We start from the raw sequence: 17,278 nt of genomic DNA, 5'->3' as shown, positions 1-17,278 counted from the left end.
GTTAACGCTCCGTTAATTCTGGCCATAATAAGGCCAAGTTCAAATGCTCTTCAATCGCATCCGCAATGCGGTTAATGGCTTGTTCTTTTTGCGCCACATGATCGTAATAACTTATATCAGCGGCACCAGCCCAGCGACAAATAAGCTCAGTTGCGGAAAAACTATCAAAAATTCCGTGCATGTAAGTCCCTAATACTTGTTGGCAATCACTTAATAAGCCGTCATGGTTGCCATTGTCTAACGTGATGATTGCTGAGGATGATGCATCATCAAGCGTTGTGCGTCCAACGTGGATCTCGTAGCCTGAGACCTTCGCTTTACCTTGCGGTAAAATAAGCTCGCCTTGAACATTCCTGAGCGTTTTTTCAGCGGTCAGTTCTGTACTGACGTTCAACAACCCCAGCCCTTCACTTTCGCCTGCTTCACCTTCAACGCCGAGCGGATCGCGAATTACCCGACCTAACATTTGGTAACCACCACAAATGCCCATCACTTTGCCACCAAAACGCAGATGACGTTTAATATCCTGATCCCAACCCTGCGAGCGAAGATACGCAAGATCGTCCCTTACAGATTTACTGCCCGGAAGTAAAATCAGATCTGCATTTTCGATCCGTTCCCCCTTTCCCACATAACGTAAATCAACATCAGGATTTAAACGCAACGCATCAAAATCAGTATGGTTACTAATGCGAGTCAACACTGGCACCACAATATTCAATTTACTGTTGCTGCTGAGGGTTTGCGCTTGGGTAATCGCATCTTCTGCTTCTAAATCAAAGCCATGTAAATAAGGCAGCGCACCAATGACGGGTTTACCCGTTTTGGCTTCTAACCAATCAAGGCCAGATTGCAGTAACGCAATATCACCTCGAAAGCGGTTAATCACAAACCCTTTTACACGCAGCTGTTCCGATTCAGAAAGCAGTGCTAACGTGCCATACAGATGAGCAAATACACCGCCTCTATCAATATCGGCAATGATAATCACAGGTACATCGGCCGCTTCAGCAAACCCCATGTTAGCAATGTCGTTTTCGCGTAGGTTGATTTCAGCCGGGCTTCCCGCCCCTTCAATCATGACACTTTGATACTCGGCTTGTAACCGAGCGTAGGAATCAAGCACAGTATTCATCGCGACTTTCTTATAATCGTGATAACCCGTTGCTTCCATATTAGAGAGCGCTCTGCCTTGCAGGATAACCTGCGCACCCGTGTCTGAATTTGGCTTGAGTAATACAGGGTTCATGTGTACCGATGGCTCAACGCCACACGCTTGCGCCTGAACAGCTTGCGCTCTCCCGATTTCGCCACCATCGGCCGTCACCGCACTATTGAGGGCCATGTTTTGCGGCTTAAAAGGGGCTACTTTTATTCCTCGACGTGCTAACACTCGGCATAAGCCTGCAACCAGCACACTTTTTCCAGCATCGGAAGTGGTGCCCTGCACCATCAATGACCTTAATGTTGATTCCATATTAACTCTACGATAGGCGTTTGCTGCTAATCATACCGTCACAGCCACACCTCACTCAATAAAATGAATGGAATATTAATGTTCTACTCAGAGTGTGTTCAACATCTTAGTGTTTAAATCGCTTCATCAAAACAACAAACCCATAGAGGAATTAAAAATGAAACGTACAACACTAGCCATCGCAGCTTCGATGATTATTGCTCCTGTTTTCGCTTTTGCAGGTAACCATAACCAAAACAGTAATACCATCAATTACAATGGTCCTATCGAACTTACGTCTGTGGAATCGTTGCTAAAAGACACCAATATGTTTACAGAAAAGCACGTTGTGGTTGAAGGAAAGTTGATTCGTCAAATCAGAAAAGACACATTCGTATTCAGTGATGGCAATGGTGAGATTCAAGTAGAACTGGATGATGATATCCACTTCACAGCGCCACTCAATGCAGAGACTAAGGTTCGCCTTTATGGCGAATATGAAGGAGGACTGACACCTGAAATTGAAGTGGATCAGATCCAAGTTCTATAGTCACTACTGTTTATTGCCCTCTTGATGGTAAAACACAAAAAATAAGATGGATTTTTTTGTGAAAATGGCCTGTAATTTGCAGGCCATTGCTGTATCTTATTCAGCTTAATTTTCATCTTTTCAGGACGAAGCGTACATGTATAAAAAAGCGTACTCACTAGGCCTAGTCGGTTTGTCATGTGTTCTTTCTTTCTCTGCGCAAGCTAACAATTTTAACTACAATTTCTTTGAAGTCAGAACCGCTATCAGCCCTGAATCTTCAGGCGCAGAATTTAGTACATATTTAACCGATAATACACACCTGATCGCTCGTTATGATTCAAGGTTTGACGGTGATTGGGATGCCGCTGGCGGAATTGGCTTTAACGGTCCAATAAACCAATTTGCTGATGTCTACGGACAAATGCTTGTTCACCACATTAGACCTACCGATGAACAGGGTGGCAAGAACGAAACCCAAATGGAATTTAATATCGGTAGCCGAATCTGGTTATCGAGCCAAATTGAAGCCCATATAAAGATGGGTAAGAATGATGAACACTCGGTATTTTGCGCTGGATTACGTTTTCACTCTACCGAACAATTATCGCTAGGTGCAGAAACTAAAAATAATGGAGTTTACGGGCCACAAATTGCCATGAGTGTCCGTTTCCAGTTCTAAAACCAGTTATTGAACGAAGAAGCGCGAGATGGTTTTTAGAATACTACGCGCTTTTTCTTACAATATGAATTGCCCTACAAACTTTGACACGCTCCACGATATCAACTATTTGGAAGCGACTTCTCATATTTCAGCGATATACTATGCACTTAATAACTTATGTGTGCTGATATGTTTCACTCTGTCTATAAATACCTAGCTCAATGGTTTTTTTTAAGCATCGTGCTTGGGGTTGTGCCCTTTCTTTATTTCGTAAAAGAATTTGACCAAGCCCACCAACAAGTGATGCAACTTATTGAGCAAAAAAGCCATTCTCAACTCGAATACAATAAGCTCGAACTGCTTACTGCGTTTAATGACGTTTACAATTCCACTCAAATATTGTCAAACAACACTATGTTGTACAGCGCATTACGTCTTCCCTCCACAGCAAATATCGAAGCGGTTCAGGAATTTTGGCTATTAGCGGCTCGTATTCAACCCCTTTATTCTCAGCTCAGGCTTTTTGATATGGAGGGTAACGAATTAATTCGCGTGAATCAGAGTAATGAATCAACAGAAGTCGTGCCAAGATCTCAACTAAAAAACAAATTACACCGAGACTATTTTCATAGTGCGCAAAACCTATCCCCCAACCAAATTCAGATCTTCGGTGTTGATAATGAAAGAGAAGAAGAAAATTATGGTACTGCTTCCCCGATAACTACAGCATTTAGGATTATTGCACCAATAGATTTTGATGGGAAAATACAGGGCTATCTTGTCGCAACTCTTAACTTAACCCAGTCGTACAAAAAATTTAACCAGAGTTTAAACTCACTGAGCCGCCCAGACATCATCAGTTTCAAGGGTCAGTATATTCATCCTGAAAATGAGATGTTATCTCAGAAAGAAAACCCGCCGAAATACCACATGCTGAATATGAACAGTGTCACCCCTTTGCTATGGAAAAGTATGCAAGAGCAAACTTCTGGCACAGCATGGGATAACAACCGCTGGTATAGTTTTACTCAAGTTCCTTTTCAATCCATTTTCCCTGAAATGGAGCCAATTTACCTAATTCAGTCATTAAATGGTGATGCGCTCAATCAATTGCTTTCAGCCACAGCGCTAAAAATTAGCTTTCAAGCGGTTGGCATCGCGCTATTAGTAATGACGATTGCCGCTGGTTTTATTCGTTGGAACGCAAATCACGATAAAAACAGCATTGAGAGCAAACTGGCTAGAGCGGCAATGAATGGTATGTCCGCCATGGTGATTACCGATCGCAATAACCGCATTATCAAAGTGAATAATGAGTTTACCCGGATCAGCGGCTACACCTTAGCCGAAGTGAGAGGTCAACAACCTTCCGTTTTTTCCTCCGGCAAACACAATCAAGCTTTTTACATGAATATGTGGAAAGTGCTACAAGACGAAGGGTTATGGGAAGGAGAAGTGATTAATAAACGCAAAGATGGTTCTATGCAAACCGAGATTTTGCGAATTCAAACCATCCGCGATTCAAACGGAATTATTCAGTTTTATGTGGCCTCATTTGTTGATATTAGCCATCGCAAAGAGCTAGAAAATCGCCTGCGTGAACTCAGCGAGAAAGATGCGCTCACCAACATTTGGAACCGCAGAAAATTTGATCAAGAAATGCGTTCAGAATGCTTACGCGTAAAACGTTACCAAGCTCAAGTGCAGTCGTGCCTAGCCATTATCGATATCGACCATTTTAAACGCATTAACGATAAATTAGGCCACGCAGAAGGCGATAAGATCATTCGTTCTGTCGCAACACAATTAAGTGAGCACCTAAGAGAAACGGACTTTTTAGCTCGTATCGGTGGCGAGGAATTTGCCATCATTATGCCTCATACGCCTCTGGCAGAAGCGGAATTAGTCATGCACCGTTTACGAGTAGCCGTTCACTTAAATCACCGCTTACAAGTGTCGATCAGCGGTGGCATTACCGACATTACAGAAAAACCAGAAGAGGTGTATAAACGTGCTGACATTGCATTGTATGAGTCAAAGGCATCGGGACGTAATCTTATCTCCGTATTAACCAGTGTCGAGATCGAAGAATTGGCTTAACGACTAGCCCCCTTTAAGTGCATTGAGGAATAAAACGGGTTTATTTTCGTGCAATCATCACAAACTCAGTTTGTAACATATTGTTCGCTATCATTTTTACTTTTGGCTTAAAACTTGTACTACTCTCTAAGATGGTAAAGAAATTGCACATACTTAGGGAGAAATAAGATGCAAGAAACACTAACCGTTGTGTTAGCGGGTGGCATGGGTTCGCGGTTATCTCCGCTAACCGACGACAGAGCAAAACCGGCGGTACCCTTTGGTGGAAAATATCGGATCATTGATTTTACACTCACCAACTGCCTACACTCCGGTTTACGGAAGATTTTAGTTCTGACTCAATACAAATCTCATTCATTACAAAAACATTTACGTGATGGCTGGTCTATTTTTAATCCAGAACTCGGTGAATTTATTTCTGTGATCCCCCCGCAAATGAGAAAAGGAGGAAAGTGGTACGAAGGAACAGCAGACGCGATTTATCATAATATGTGGTTGCTTTCACGCAGTGACGATAAATACGTTGTCGTCTTATCTGGTGATCATATTTACCGGATGGATTATGCTTCCATGCTAGCCGCTCACAAACAAAACAATGCGGCACTGACTATCGCCTGCATGGATGTCCCAAGAGAACAAGCTTCTGCCTTTGGCGTTATGAATGTGGATAATGATTTCAAGATCACCTCATTCATCGAAAAACCAAGTGACCCACCCTCCATGCCCAATAATCCTCATCGCAGCTTAGTTTCTATGGGGATCTACATTTTTGATATGGAAGTATTAAAAAGTGCTTTGATTCACGATGCAGAGCTAGAAAACTCGAGCCATGATTTTGGCAATGACATCATTCCCAAATTGATTGAAAGCCATGCTGTTTATGCACATGAGTTTTGCGGTGACCGAGGGCGAGTCGCTAAAGATTGTTACTGGCGTGATGTCGGAACACTTGATTCTTTTTATAACGCCAACATGGATTTACTCGAACCCGTTCCACCGATGAACTTATACCAAAAAAACTGGGCCATCCGAACATACGAAGCCCAGTATCCACCAGCGCGCACGGTTTCTTCTGCAACAGGTAACGAAGGTATATTCATTAATTCGATTATTTCAAACGGTGTGATTAACTCAGGAGGTTCCGTGCAGCATTCCATCATCTCTTCAAACGTCAGAATTGATGATGGTGCAACAGTGGTTGATAGCATTTTGTTTGATGATGTGGAAGTCGGCGCAGGATGCCAGCTCATGAGATGCATTATTGATAAACATGTAAAAATCCCCCCACATACCCAAATTGGCTTAAACCCAATTGAAGATGCCCAGCGTTTTCGTATTTCAGAAAATGGTATTGTTGTGGTTCCGGAAAGTTATCAGTTCTAAGCTAATACTCTTTTGTTAATGGGTGGTTCGTAATCAAAAAGAAGCCTTAGCAAACCGCTAAGGCTTCTTACTTTATGCTGAGTTGAACAAATACCGATCAATCACGCTCGATTATGGGCACGTTGTTTCATCCCAAAACCAATTTGACTGAGTCGGTGACTCCCAAACGCCAGGGTTATTTTTGGCAATAAAACATTTCCCGTTATAACTCACAACATCGCCGGTTTTCACCTGTGTGGATCCTGGAACCCACGTAATGGCATTGCTAGGATTCGTGGTACCACCGCCAGTGTCACCACCGCCAGTGTCACCACCGTCACTACCACCCGAAGATAGGTCCGCAAGTGGAAGATCGGGTTGTTCAAACTTGAAGGCGTAATCGACACCATTAATGTTTACGCTGTAATTTGCAGGCCCAGAAATAGGGAGGTAGTAAACCATATCCAACTCATACACACCACCTGCAGGCAGAGCTTTCCAATTCGGTAAACTAAACGCTACGCGGTGCATGACGCCGTCTAAACCACCGACGTTGTTGGCGCGAGTATGGCCAGAAGCAATCACCTTCAAACCACCACCAGATTGATCTTTAGCATTATCAGGTGCAGATACTGGGATATCAAACTGGAACTCAGTACCTCCGGGGATCTCTTGACCTGTGTTGTTAGTAAAGCTGATTTTAGGGTTGATTGGGTAGTTTTGATCACCCACCTTAAATCCACCGACGGAGACTGCGATGTCTACGGTCTCATTAGCAATCGTTCCTGTTGCAAGCATGTTGCCATAAGGCGTTGCCGACTTAAACTTGTCATAAATTGCTTTCGTCATGGTATTACCCATGTGGTATTCGCCATTTCCGCTTGCACAAGCTTGCTCTGTTGAATCCACTTGAGTGCGTTGGCCATTAGCGTCCAATACATAACAGTTATAATCGCCTGCTAACTCCCAAAACATGATGCCGCCGATCTCTTTATCGATGACATAATCGGCTTTGGTGTTGATAGACTCTTTATCTTCAGTTGATAAGAACACCCCTTTATCGGCATTCCACAGCCAAGGCGCGACGGCAACGCTGTCGTAGTGACGTTGGTAAAGACCGACAAGTTGATCGGCAGGCTCATTGACTGGATCAAGGTTATACGCTTGGGCGTAAGAGCCCCAAATTCCCTTCTCTAGGTTTTTGGCATGCCACATTGGGTTTGAACCTGCACCCATCTCGTTTCCTTTCGGATCGGTATCGTGCCACATATTGTCAATACCCACCGCGCCGTGGCCACAGTTGTTTTTCTCACCCTCACCAGTGCCCGGAGCACATTCCGCTTGGTTAGGTAATGCCGCTCGCCCCCATAAACCATTCTCTCCACCCGTGACACCTTGCCAGCCGCGCGTGTAGTAAGGAACGCCGATGTTGATACGCCCTGCGGGCATAGAACCGCGGAAATAGTGATAAGCCCAGTCAGTGTTGAGGTAACCAATGCCACCGTATTGAGCCGTGCCATATACGTTCCACTGTGCTAACTCTGAATCTTTACCAGTGTCGTACAATGCCGCGTTGTGACCCACGTGATCATTCCATGCACCATGTAAGTCGTAAGACATGATGTTCACATAATCAAGATACTGAGTGACATCAAACGTCTCCATACCACGCAATAGATAACCAGAAGACGGTGCTGCGATCGTCAGCATGTAATGGTGCCCATCTTGTGCCGATGCTTGATCAAGCTTCTGACGTAGTACCTTCATTAACTCTTGGTACGACGCCCATAAATAAGCACGGCGAGGTTCCATAATCGCTTTATCATCTGGATTACCTGCGCCCGCCATTGAGGTTGGATATTCATAGTCGATATCGACACCATCGAATTGATATTTACGAATCATTTCAACAGCCGATGTTGCAAATTTTTCAATACCAGCGTGGTTGATAGAGCCATCAGCGTTGGTCGTCATGGTATAAAAACCACCATCAGCGACGCGATTACCATCTGTATCAAAGTGCCCGCCAGTTTCAGCCCAGCCTCCGATAGAAATTAAGGTCTTAACATCAAATTTTTTCTTCGCTGTTGCCAACGCACCAAAATGACCTTTAAAACCTAATGCAGGATCAATCTCAACCCCTGGCCACTCTTTGCCCACTGCCGCATTATTGGGATCGTTCACATCGCCCACATTCACTTTGCCATCGGAACCTATGCTGACGAAGGCATAGTTAATGTGCGTGAGCTGCTCCCACGGGATGTCTTTTACAAGGTAAGCCGATTGCGGATCATCACCCGCACGCCAACTGGTGAAATAACCGATAACACGACGTGGATGATCCGCCCCCATGATCTCACGACCTTCCGCATCGTAAACGGTGCAATAAGGTACATTCACACCTTCGGTTTGATATAAACCATCAGGACGACAATTATTAGCTATTGGCGCGCCATTGACTGTTAAAGTCGCTAACGTGGAATCTGTCGTCGCACCAAGGTTATCAGTGGCGCGTGCAAACACCGCCAAGTTACCCGCTTTTGTCGCGGTGTATTCTAAGATATACGGAGCACTAACAGCCGTTCCAACCAGCGTTCCCGCAACGAAGAAATCAACTTTATCGACGCTTCCATCAGTATCAGCAGCGTTTGCGGTTAAGGTGACTAAAGCCCCCACGTCAACGGAAACCGCAGAGAGCGTAATATCAACGGTTGGAGCCTGGTTGCCTGGTTGTTGTGCCTCTTTCACCGTTAAGGTCGTTGCACTTTTCACGCTGGCATCACCTTTATCATCGATGGCTACAACACTGAATTCATGCTGACCAGCGGTTGCGACCCACGTGGCTTTATAAGGTGCCGTGGTGACGATACCCACAACTGCACCATCGACAGAAAACTCGACTCGAGCAACGCTGCCGTCACTATCGGTTGCATTCGCACTTAATATTACGGTGTCACCGACAGCAATCACATCTGCTGCGGAAGGTGAAGAGAGATTCGCGGTCGGTAGCTGGTTCTCACCACCGGAAGTGGCGCAAACATCCAACACTTTCCACTGGGCATAATCACCGGAAAAGTTAGCTGGATCGTTACCTTGAGTCCAATAGTTAGCTTGGTAGGCGGTGCCACTGTGCTGAACCTTGTTACCGCCAGTATAAACTTTTGACGATTCCCAAGGGCTTAGTGTCGTGCAATCAACGGCTGCATAGCTGTTAAAAGCCATCAAGCAAGAGGCCGTTAAAGTGCTCAGTGTAAAAACACCCTTTGCCACTGTCCTGTTGTTTAAATGCATAGCTGCTCATTCCTTAAGTTATTGTTTCACTATAAAAAGCCTCGTATCAAGAAGAAACCAGACTTTAATTCTCACGTGAAACAACTGTAGGACAGAGCGATAAATAAGCACCTCAATTTGTTCAAATATCAAAAATCACTCGCAACAAGTTGCACTATTTCTGCAAAAGAGACATCGTTATTTTGCATCAACAACTAATTATTGGTTAATTTTCCGATTCTAAAAAAAGCGCCGAAATCAGAACAATATACGGACTACTTGCCGGTTATTTAACTTACACACCATCAAAAAGAGCAAAAAACATGCAACAACACTAATTGTTACAAAAATGTAGAGTTTAACTTTATGCGCTATTTCTAACGCTGTACTCCTCTTGGGGTTTCATTAAAATGTCGCTTATATTCTCGACTAAACTGAGATGCGCTGGCATAACCAACTAAACGAGCGGCATCGTTCACACGCTTGCCTTCAACACGGATTAACTCTTTCGCCCTGTTAAGCCTGACCTTTTTTAAATATTGTAAAGGAGATTCTAACGTCACCAGCCTAAAAGCATGGTGAAACGCCGAAACACTCATATTGGCTTCTTCGGCGAGCAACTGGACAGTAATGGACTGATCATATTCTTGATGCACTTTGCTCAACGCTTTGGCTATCCGTGCGTAATGCCCTTCTTGATGGGCGAGATCAAAAAGCACATAACCATGCTCGCTGGTTAATGCCCGAAACACAATCTCCTCGACTAAGCTTTCGCCAAGCACTTTAGCTTCAAGATCATCAACCAATGCAGACATCAAACGAATCGCACTTGCTTGCATCTTTGCGCCCATTTCTACTGATTTCAGCCCGCATTTTGATTTGTCTATGCAATCAGACAAAAAACCAGAAGCCTCAAGTCGATCAACCTGTTTAAGGAGAAGTGAGTGATCGATATTAATAGTCAAGCCCAATAACGGTTCACTTTCTGATGCAAAAGCTTCGCACTCAAGTGGTAAAGGTACCCCAACAACCAAGTAATCATTGGGGCCATAATTTACGGGCTGGCTACCAATATGAATGCGTTTATGTCCTTGCCCCAACAATATGATACCGGATTGATAAACAAAGGGTTGCCTGCTATTACCAAGACTGCTGCGATAAAACATTACGCCCGGCACTGCCGTTTGGTGAATACCTTGCAAATGATCTAAAGATTGTTTTTCAATGTATTGCTGCATCAGTTGCGCCAGTTTACTCATCATGCCCCCTTATCAAAACTGAAGGAAGAATACGACAATTAGAGAATTAGGCAATTAAATTCGAGAAATTGGTCTATATTGGCTGGGTAATTAATACTAATATGCACATCGTAAAACACTGCCTTGGAGGCCCGCCTCCTTTTCTATAAGCAAAGGTGAGAATAATGAAATTTACTTATGTTAACCCTACTCTAATTCACTTCGGCCAAGGCCAAATCTCGGCAATCAGCCAGGCGATTCCAACTGACCAAAAAGTACTGGTGATCTACGGTGGCGGTTCGATCAAAAAAAATGGTGTTTATGACCAAGTCGTGAGTGCACTCACTGACCACCAATGGGTCGAGTTTTCAGGTGTAGAAGCAAACCCAACCAAAGAAACCTTAGATAAAGCGGTTGCTATCGTCAAAGAACAGGACATCGACTTTATTCTTGCAGTGGGTGGTGGTTCGGTTATCGATGGTTCAAAATACGTTGCCGCGGCGGCTAAGTATGATGGGGATGGCTGGGACATCATGGTGGGTAAACATCAAGTTACTGAAGCTACGCCTATCGGTGCAATTCTGACTCTGCCAGCAACCGGTTCTGAATCCAACATGGGCGCGGTCATTACCAAAGCACAAACACAAGACAAACTGGCCTTTATGGCTCCAGCGGTACAGCCTAAGTTCGCAGTGCTTGATCCAGACGTAATGAAATCACTGCCTGAGCGCCAGTTGATCAACGGTATTGTTGATGCTTGGGTACACGTCTGTGAGCAATATTTAACCTTGCCAACCAATGCGATGGTTCAAGACGGCTATGCCGAAACTTTACTTAAAAACTTGCTGGTATTGGGTCAGCAATATGACCAGCGTGACAATGATGGATGGCGAGCAAACCTGATGTGGACAGCGAACCAAGCACTAAATGGCCTGATCGGTACTGGCGTTCCACAAGATTGGGCGACTCATATGATTGGTCACGAGTTCACCGCATTATGGCATGTTGATCACGCCCGTTCGCTAGCGATTGTGCAGCCTTCCCTGCTGCGCAATCAACTTGAGAACAAACGCGCCAAACTTGAGCAAATGGGCAAAAATGTCTTCGGGCTCAATCAAACTAGCGATCTTGCCTTACGCACAATCGATGCGATTGAAGCCTTCTACCACAGCTTGAATGTTCCAACTCAATTTGCGGATCATAACAGTAGCAAGCAAGCGGCCATAGACGCAGTTATCGCTCAACTGAACGCACATGGAATGCTTGTTTTGGGTGAACAGCAAGCCATCACGCTTGAAAAATCACGGGAAATTTTGGAACAAGCTATCATTTAGCCTCATTTTTTAGACGAGTGAATCGTGATTTCCGCATTCCAATAGCATAGATTCAGCTACATCAAGCAGCGCAATTGGGCGCTGCTTTTTTTGTACTTTTTTGTATTGGATACTTTATGTAGCGGCCTTTCATTACCATGCCAGCATTATCAAACTGATCCACCACCTAAAATTGAAAAACTAATAACGACTTTTAAAGTCATCCTTTTCTAAACCATGTTTTTTCATTCGTAAGTAGAGCTTTTTACGCGGTACTTGCAGATAATTTGCTGCGTCAGCGACGCGACCAGAATGGAGAAATAATGCATCTTCAATGATTTGCTTTTCGTAATCATCCACCAATTCATCAAGCGGTGATAAAAGATCAGACTGATTGTACAAACGCTCTTTTCCCGTCAGTTTTACAATACCTATCGCATATAATTCAGCTACATTTCTCAGCTCTCGTACATTTCCCGGCCATTGATGTGCACGCAGTAGCGACAAATAACTCAGTTCTACCGCTGGCAAAGGTTTCGCCAATTTCTTACAGCTCTGCTTGAGAAAATAATGGAACAAAGTAGCGATATCATCGGGACGATGTCGAAGTACAGGCACCTCTATCACGCCTTGGTTTAGCAAATAATAGAGCTCTGGCTGCAACCGATTAGCCGTAATCAAGGCTTCAGGTTCCGTACCTAAAATAGCAATCACGCGCGTTCGAGCTTTGCTTAGGCGTTCTTGGTTAAGCATCCTCTGAGTCAAATAACGCTGCAATTCTTCAGAAAGTAATTCGATGTGGTCTATTAGCAATGTACCGTTTTCACTTGCATCTAATTTTTGTTCAATCTGTGCGAGCGTGGTCGCTGATGAAACGGTTAATTCCACCAGCGATGAAGCATGATTACCCTGTGTCAGTTGGTGGATGAGATATGCAATAGTATGCCGCCCAACACCCGATTCTCCACAAATAACAACATGACTGTTGAGCATTGAATACTGAGCAACATGGTGGCGAATTTGCCCCATTTGAGCGGATTTTCCGATGAGTTCGCATTTGATTGAGTTGGCCATAGCCGTTTTTTGTTGTACAAAATGACGACGAATATCGAGATTTTTCTTCACTAAGCTCAATAACTCCGCAGGATTGATTGGCTTTTCAAGAAAATCGCATGCCCCTATTTTGACCGCCTCTACCGCCATAGGAATGTCTCCGTGGCCAGTAATGACAATCACAGGAATATGCTCATCAATCGATTTAATCGCTTTAAGCAATTCAATGCCGTTCATTTGTGGCATATAGACATCAAGCAATATCACTCCAGCCCAATCAGAATGGATAAACTCACACGCTTTGGTGGGGTTAAGAAGTGCTTTTGACGGCAAATTAGCTATCGACATAAGATGCGAATATGAGTCAAGGACATCTTGGTCATCATCAATCAATAAAACAGAATAATTATGATTCATAAGGCAACTCCAGCACGACCATTGCACCTCGACTGACTGTTGAGGCAAGATAAATTTGACCCTTTATTTTTCCTATGAGCGAGCGGCAAATATTCAGCCCTAAGCCCAACCCTACTTCTTTGGTCGTGGTAAAGGGCGTAAAGAGTTTTTCAACGACATCATGAGCAAATCCAGCCCCTGAATCGCATACTGCAACAACGTGATGCGTTGGCGTACTCGACAGCAATATCACGTCAACTTTTTTGTGCTCACATCCCACAACCGCTTCACAGCCATTTACCAACAAATTAATCAATACCTGTTCCAAGCCGATTTGATCTGCAATGACTTGTATTGGTTGATGAATATGGCTTTGCAATACTATTTGTTGGCGTTTCGCTTTCGTTTCAACCAACAACATAGCCTGACCGATAACATCAGTAATCAAGACAGGGGTAAGGGTTTCATCACTGCTACTTTTACGAGAAAAATGACGTAACCCATTGATGATTTTGCCCATTCGCTCTGTTAAATGTTCAATATGATCGATGGAATGTCTGATTTGCTCTGTTTTCTTCTGCTCTAAAGCAAGGTTTACGCTATAGAGATAAGTCGACATCGCGCTTAATGGTTGATTCAATTCGTGCGCTAAACTGGTCATCGTTTGCCCGACCACCGCCATTTTAGCGGCTTGAACTAGCTCACTTTGTGTTTTTTTAAGATGGTTTTCGGTCCGGTGGTGCTGCTCAATTTCAGCGAGTAACTGATGGTTTTTTTCACGTAATGAATGAGTTTTTGCTCGAACTCGCTCTTCTAATAGTCGATTAGCGTGCTCTTGATCGGTAACATCCGTAATCGTGATGATAACTTTATCGCTTAAACCGTGGGTATACTTACGTAAATACAAGCGCAAGTAATAAGGTTTATCCACATCGCCTAACGATAGCGTAATGACATCTGCACCATTTTCGATCAACTTAGCCTCTGGGTTAAACAGTGCTTGCAACTGCGATTGAGTTGACGTTGAAAAACAGAGCCAAAAGGCTTTCGGGTCCTCATTCTGGTCTATATTCAAGCGAACACGAGCACTTAAGTTAGCCGATTCAATATAACCATCCAAATCACAAGTGATTAAACTCGCTTGCGTATTGTTAATCAAACTCAGTGCGTTGGTTCGGTCCATTTCCTCCACTTTTTTACCATACTGAACCAATTTTTCACTGATCCGGCCAATTTCATCTCTGCCGTCTACCACAATAGGGTGTGAAAGATCATTATGAATGATGGCATCTAAACTGTCGCTAAGGCGGTTAAGTCGGCCCACAATCCGACGATTGATGAAATAGTAAGTCAAAAACAAACTGATAATGATCGATAAGCTAAAGCAGACAAACAGAATACGGTTACCATGAGAAACCAGTTCCGTGGTCTCTTTTTTCGCTTGAACAAACGACTCATCGGCGTTGGCGACCAACATCGCAATATCAGTATGTTGGTGGAGAAGCTGCTGCTGAACTTCAGCTCGAATATCATCAAGCTGGGCATTTAAACGCACCATAGAACGTAAGTTTTGATGGAAAGAGCCATTCAAACTCAATACATCCATTAGCTCACTGAGTAATTGTTGATAGGCGATGGTTGCAGGTTGTGAAAAAATCGGCGCACTCTGTGCGTACAGTTCTTCAAGGCGGAACTGTAGTACTTTCATGCCATTATTCACTTGGCTAATATGCTTAGATTGGATGAGCTCTTTTGCGAACATAAACGTTTGAGCCTCACCATCTAGGATAGACTGGACAGCCCCTAAACTCGCAAACAGCATGTCGCTTTCATTACCTTTCATTTTACGCTCTAGCTGCCACTGTATTTCTTGGCGCAGCGGAGTCAACTCAGAACCAATATCTTGATGTAGCCATTGGATCTGCTCTTGAAGTAACTCAATTTGACGACTTTGATCAATCCGTTGCCCGACCAGAAGACCAAATTGCTCACTAAGATTACGTAGCCGTTGATACCCAGCAAGCAGCCGTTGCTGCTCGCTGTTCAATTCAATCTCGCTTAATATTTTGCTGATCGTCGTTAAATTGTTATCCAAACGTTGCCGTTGCTCATCCAACTCAACTTTGTTACGCGTATTTGAGATGATTTCGATCCGTCTTTTAATTTCCGAACTACTGCTTTCGAGCAGATAACTGGCATTATATTTAGGAACACTTTTATCAAGCAGCTCGCTCACTTGATTATCTAAACTATTCCATGTTCCCCATGCGACGATGCTGACAATCGTCAACAGCAAGGTACTACAAGCAAAGGCCAAAACCAGTCTCGCGCCAATCGTGTTGTATTTCGGAAAAATCATGGCGTATCGACCCGGTCCAAGTTTTTTAGATCGGACAAAGCTTCTTCTAAGGTTAATGCCAACTGCATCTTCCAACGATGCGTCAGTTCCGCTACTTGCATAGAAATGGCGGCGGAGTGTGTCTCATACTGCACTTCATCAACACTGATTTTTTGCCATGACTGATATACCACGGCTAACTCTGTTTCGGTCACAGGTAAAGAGAACACTCGAGTTTCAATATTTTCAATGAGCTTCAGAGCTGGTTCATTGTGTGCGTACTTGGTTTTAGCATGATTGATTGCGAGCCAAGTGTCTTTTAACTGAGGTAAGCGTTTGGTAATCGCAATTTCAAACAATAAGTTAACTAACTCCTCACGATGTGTAATGGATGCCATGGACAACTGTGTATATGCCTCATTAAACAGGGATTTATCGTTTATCGCATGTTTAGAAAAATCATTGCTATCCATATTCGTTTGTACCGATTTTGACATCAATAAATCGATGAATGCCTTCGCATATTGATCATTTTCACGCAGGCTCACTTGGGCGACGTATGTGGGCATTAGGGTAAAACTTTCATCATAGCGAAATTGAACGTGCTCAAATTTTCGTTCTAATATGCTGGCATAGCTATCAATCGTTGGGCCTATCCCAAATTGCCCTTTGGCTACATAATCACTCACACCAAAACTGCGTGAGGAAATTGTCCCTAAATTTGCCCCCACGTTCAGTAAAATCCGCCACCCTTGTTGCCAACCATATTTAGCAAGAATGCTCTCGACCATTAACTGAGTAGTACCCGAACGTGTTGGGGTACTCATCGTGATGTGGTCAAAATAGATAAAATTAGCCAGATCGGTGAACGACGTAGGCGTCGGTAAATGATGTAAGCTGAGATAGTCACGATTCCATACCAAACCAGCGCCAGAATAGCCTATCGTCACGACTTTATCAGTTGGCGGTAACATGTAGGGTTTTAACCATTCTGGTGGTTGCAAATGGGCAGGTAAGGTTGCGAGCTTATTGCTATTTGCTAAATGCTGCATTAAAAAAGGCGATGAGCTCAGCACTACATCAATATTCTGGATATAGCTTTTATTAAGCAGTTGAATGCTCGATTGTGCTCTACGATGGACAACTTGCACATCAACCCCTTGATACTGTTTGCTGAACTCTTCAATAAGAGGTAGCAAGGGTTCACGTGAAAATGTGGTCAGTATGACTAACTCATTCTCTTTTGCATAAGCGGTATTGATAGCCGCCGCTATCGATCCTAGTAGCACCATCCATTTGCACCAGCGTAATAAGGTACAAGAACGGGAAACCGCTTTTAAATCATAAAACCCTAAAAATTGTGCGTTCACTCAAAACTCTACCGTTTAGCTAAAAATAAATTATTAAACATTTGTGTCAGTTATGACGCAAAACAGCGTATTACAATTTCAATTTTATCAGCAAAACATAATTTACCCTTCGCTGAATTCCCATTTTTGACCCATTCACACTCTCAATTTGAGTCATTTCTGCCTCAAATTGGCACTTTTGAGCCCCAT

11 protein-coding genes are annotated in these 17,278 nt (G+C 43.7%); 5 read left to right on the top strand and 6 right to left on the bottom strand.

Annotated elements, in window-relative coordinates:
• Window position 1: 1 nt before the first annotated feature.
• Complete coding sequence (locus CCZ37_RS15305) at window positions 2-1,477, bottom strand: cobyric acid synthase (protein WP_094501332.1); 1,476 nt, start codon at window positions 1,475-1,477, stop codon at window positions 2-4.
• A gap of 157 nt (window positions 1,478-1,634) precedes the next feature.
• Here CCZ37_RS15305 and CCZ37_RS15300 point away from each other — a divergent pair, with 157 nt between their 5' ends.
• The 4 genes from CCZ37_RS15300 (at window position 1,635) to glgC (ending at window position 6,132) form a co-directional block, all read left to right on the top strand.
• A complete protein-coding gene (locus CCZ37_RS15300; protein ID WP_141195601.1) occupies window positions 1,635-2,006 on the top strand; it encodes a YgiW/YdeI family stress tolerance OB fold protein in 372 nt (123 codons plus the stop codon).
• A gap of 136 nt (window positions 2,007-2,142) precedes the next feature.
• Window positions 2,143-2,667 carry a hypothetical protein gene (locus tag CCZ37_RS15295; protein WP_094145138.1) on the top strand — a complete coding sequence of 175 codons (525 nt, stop codon included), beginning with the start codon at window positions 2,143-2,145 and terminating at the stop codon, window positions 2,665-2,667.
• Between the two features lie 171 nt (window positions 2,668-2,838).
• Entirely contained in the window at window positions 2,839-4,749 is a 1,911-nt protein-coding gene (locus tag CCZ37_RS15290) for a sensor domain-containing diguanylate cyclase (protein ID WP_094501328.1), read from the top strand.
• A 168-nt stretch (window positions 4,750-4,917) separates the two neighbouring features.
• Entirely contained in the window at window positions 4,918-6,132 is a 1,215-nt protein-coding gene (gene glgC / locus CCZ37_RS15285; protein WP_017042362.1) for a glucose-1-phosphate adenylyltransferase, read from the top strand.
• Window positions 6,133-6,243: 111 nt separating this feature from the next.
• On the opposite strand, the gene CCZ37_RS15280 is transcribed toward glgC, so the two are convergent.
• Both CCZ37_RS15280 and CCZ37_RS15275 read right to left on the bottom strand, forming a co-directional pair.
• Window positions 6,244-9,402 (bottom strand): chitinase C-terminal domain-containing protein, encoded by a 3,159-nt coding sequence (locus CCZ37_RS15280; protein WP_094501326.1) that lies wholly within the window; start codon window positions 9,400-9,402, stop codon window positions 6,244-6,246.
• A gap of 356 nt (window positions 9,403-9,758) precedes the next feature.
• Window positions 9,759-10,640 (bottom strand): AraC family transcriptional regulator, encoded by an 882-nt coding sequence (locus CCZ37_RS15275; protein WP_094501323.1) that lies wholly within the window; start codon window positions 10,638-10,640, stop codon window positions 9,759-9,761.
• A 164-nt stretch (window positions 10,641-10,804) separates the two neighbouring features.
• Here CCZ37_RS15275 and CCZ37_RS15270 point away from each other — a divergent pair, with 164 nt between their 5' ends.
• A complete protein-coding gene (locus tag CCZ37_RS15270) occupies window positions 10,805-11,953 on the top strand; it encodes an iron-containing alcohol dehydrogenase (RefSeq protein WP_026029117.1) in 1,149 nt (382 codons plus the stop codon).
• A gap of 180 nt (window positions 11,954-12,133) precedes the next feature.
• Here CCZ37_RS15270 and CCZ37_RS15265 read toward each other — a convergent pair whose 3' ends face one another.
• Genes CCZ37_RS15265 through CCZ37_RS15255 form a run of 3 tightly spaced genes read right to left on the bottom strand, consistent with a single transcriptional unit; the run spans window position 12,134 to window position 17,089 of the window.
• Entirely contained in the window at window positions 12,134-13,402 is a 1,269-nt protein-coding gene (locus tag CCZ37_RS15265) for a sigma-54-dependent transcriptional regulator (RefSeq protein ID WP_094501320.1), read from the bottom strand.
• A complete protein-coding gene (locus CCZ37_RS15260) occupies window positions 13,392-15,740 on the bottom strand; it encodes an ATP-binding protein (protein ID WP_047689680.1) in 2,349 nt (782 codons plus the stop codon). The genes CCZ37_RS15265 and CCZ37_RS15260 overlap by 11 nt, the downstream gene beginning before the upstream one ends.
• Complete coding sequence (locus CCZ37_RS15255; RefSeq protein ID WP_094501318.1) at window positions 15,737-17,089, bottom strand: ABC transporter substrate-binding protein; 1,353 nt, start codon at window positions 17,087-17,089, stop codon at window positions 15,737-15,739. The genes CCZ37_RS15260 and CCZ37_RS15255 overlap by 4 nt, the downstream gene beginning before the upstream one ends.
• Between the last annotated feature and the right edge of the window lie 189 nt (window positions 17,090-17,278).

This window comes from Vibrio qinghaiensis, from assembly GCF_002257545.1.
In the GTDB taxonomy this organism is placed as follows: Bacteria; Pseudomonadota; Gammaproteobacteria; order Enterobacterales; family Vibrionaceae; genus Vibrio; species Vibrio ordalii.
Note: the sequence above shows the minus strand (reverse complement) of the source record. Positions and strands in the feature narration are given on the sequence as shown.

What these genes read in the sequence shown, in the direction of transcription:
- CCZ37_RS15305 (WP_094501332.1), bottom strand. Translation starts at nt 1,477, where the DNA reads ATGGAATCAACATTAAGGTCATTGATGGTGCAGGGCACCACTTCCGAT.
- CCZ37_RS15300 (WP_141195601.1), top strand. Translation starts at nt 1,635, where the DNA reads ATGAAACGTACAACACTAGCCATCGCAGCTTCGATGATTATTGCTCCT.
- CCZ37_RS15295 (WP_094145138.1), top strand. Translation starts at nt 2,143, where the DNA reads ATGTATAAAAAAGCGTACTCACTAGGCCTAGTCGGTTTGTCATGTGTT.
- CCZ37_RS15290 (WP_094501328.1), top strand. Translation starts at nt 2,839, where the DNA reads ATGTTTCACTCTGTCTATAAATACCTAGCTCAATGGTTTTTTTTAAGC.
- glgC (WP_017042362.1), top strand. Translation starts at nt 4,918, where the DNA reads ATGCAAGAAACACTAACCGTTGTGTTAGCGGGTGGCATGGGTTCGCGG.
- CCZ37_RS15280 (WP_094501326.1), bottom strand. Translation starts at nt 9,402, where the DNA reads ATGCATTTAAACAACAGGACAGTGGCAAAGGGTGTTTTTACACTGAGC.
- CCZ37_RS15275 (WP_094501323.1), bottom strand. Translation starts at nt 10,640, where the DNA reads ATGAGTAAACTGGCGCAACTGATGCAGCAATACATTGAAAAACAATCT.
- CCZ37_RS15270 (WP_026029117.1), top strand. Translation starts at nt 10,805, where the DNA reads ATGAAATTTACTTATGTTAACCCTACTCTAATTCACTTCGGCCAAGGC.
- CCZ37_RS15265 (WP_094501320.1), bottom strand. Translation starts at nt 13,402, where the DNA reads ATGAATCATAATTATTCTGTTTTATTGATTGATGATGACCAAGATGTC.
- CCZ37_RS15260 (WP_047689680.1), bottom strand. Translation starts at nt 15,740, where the DNA reads ATGATTTTTCCGAAATACAACACGATTGGCGCGAGACTGGTTTTGGCC.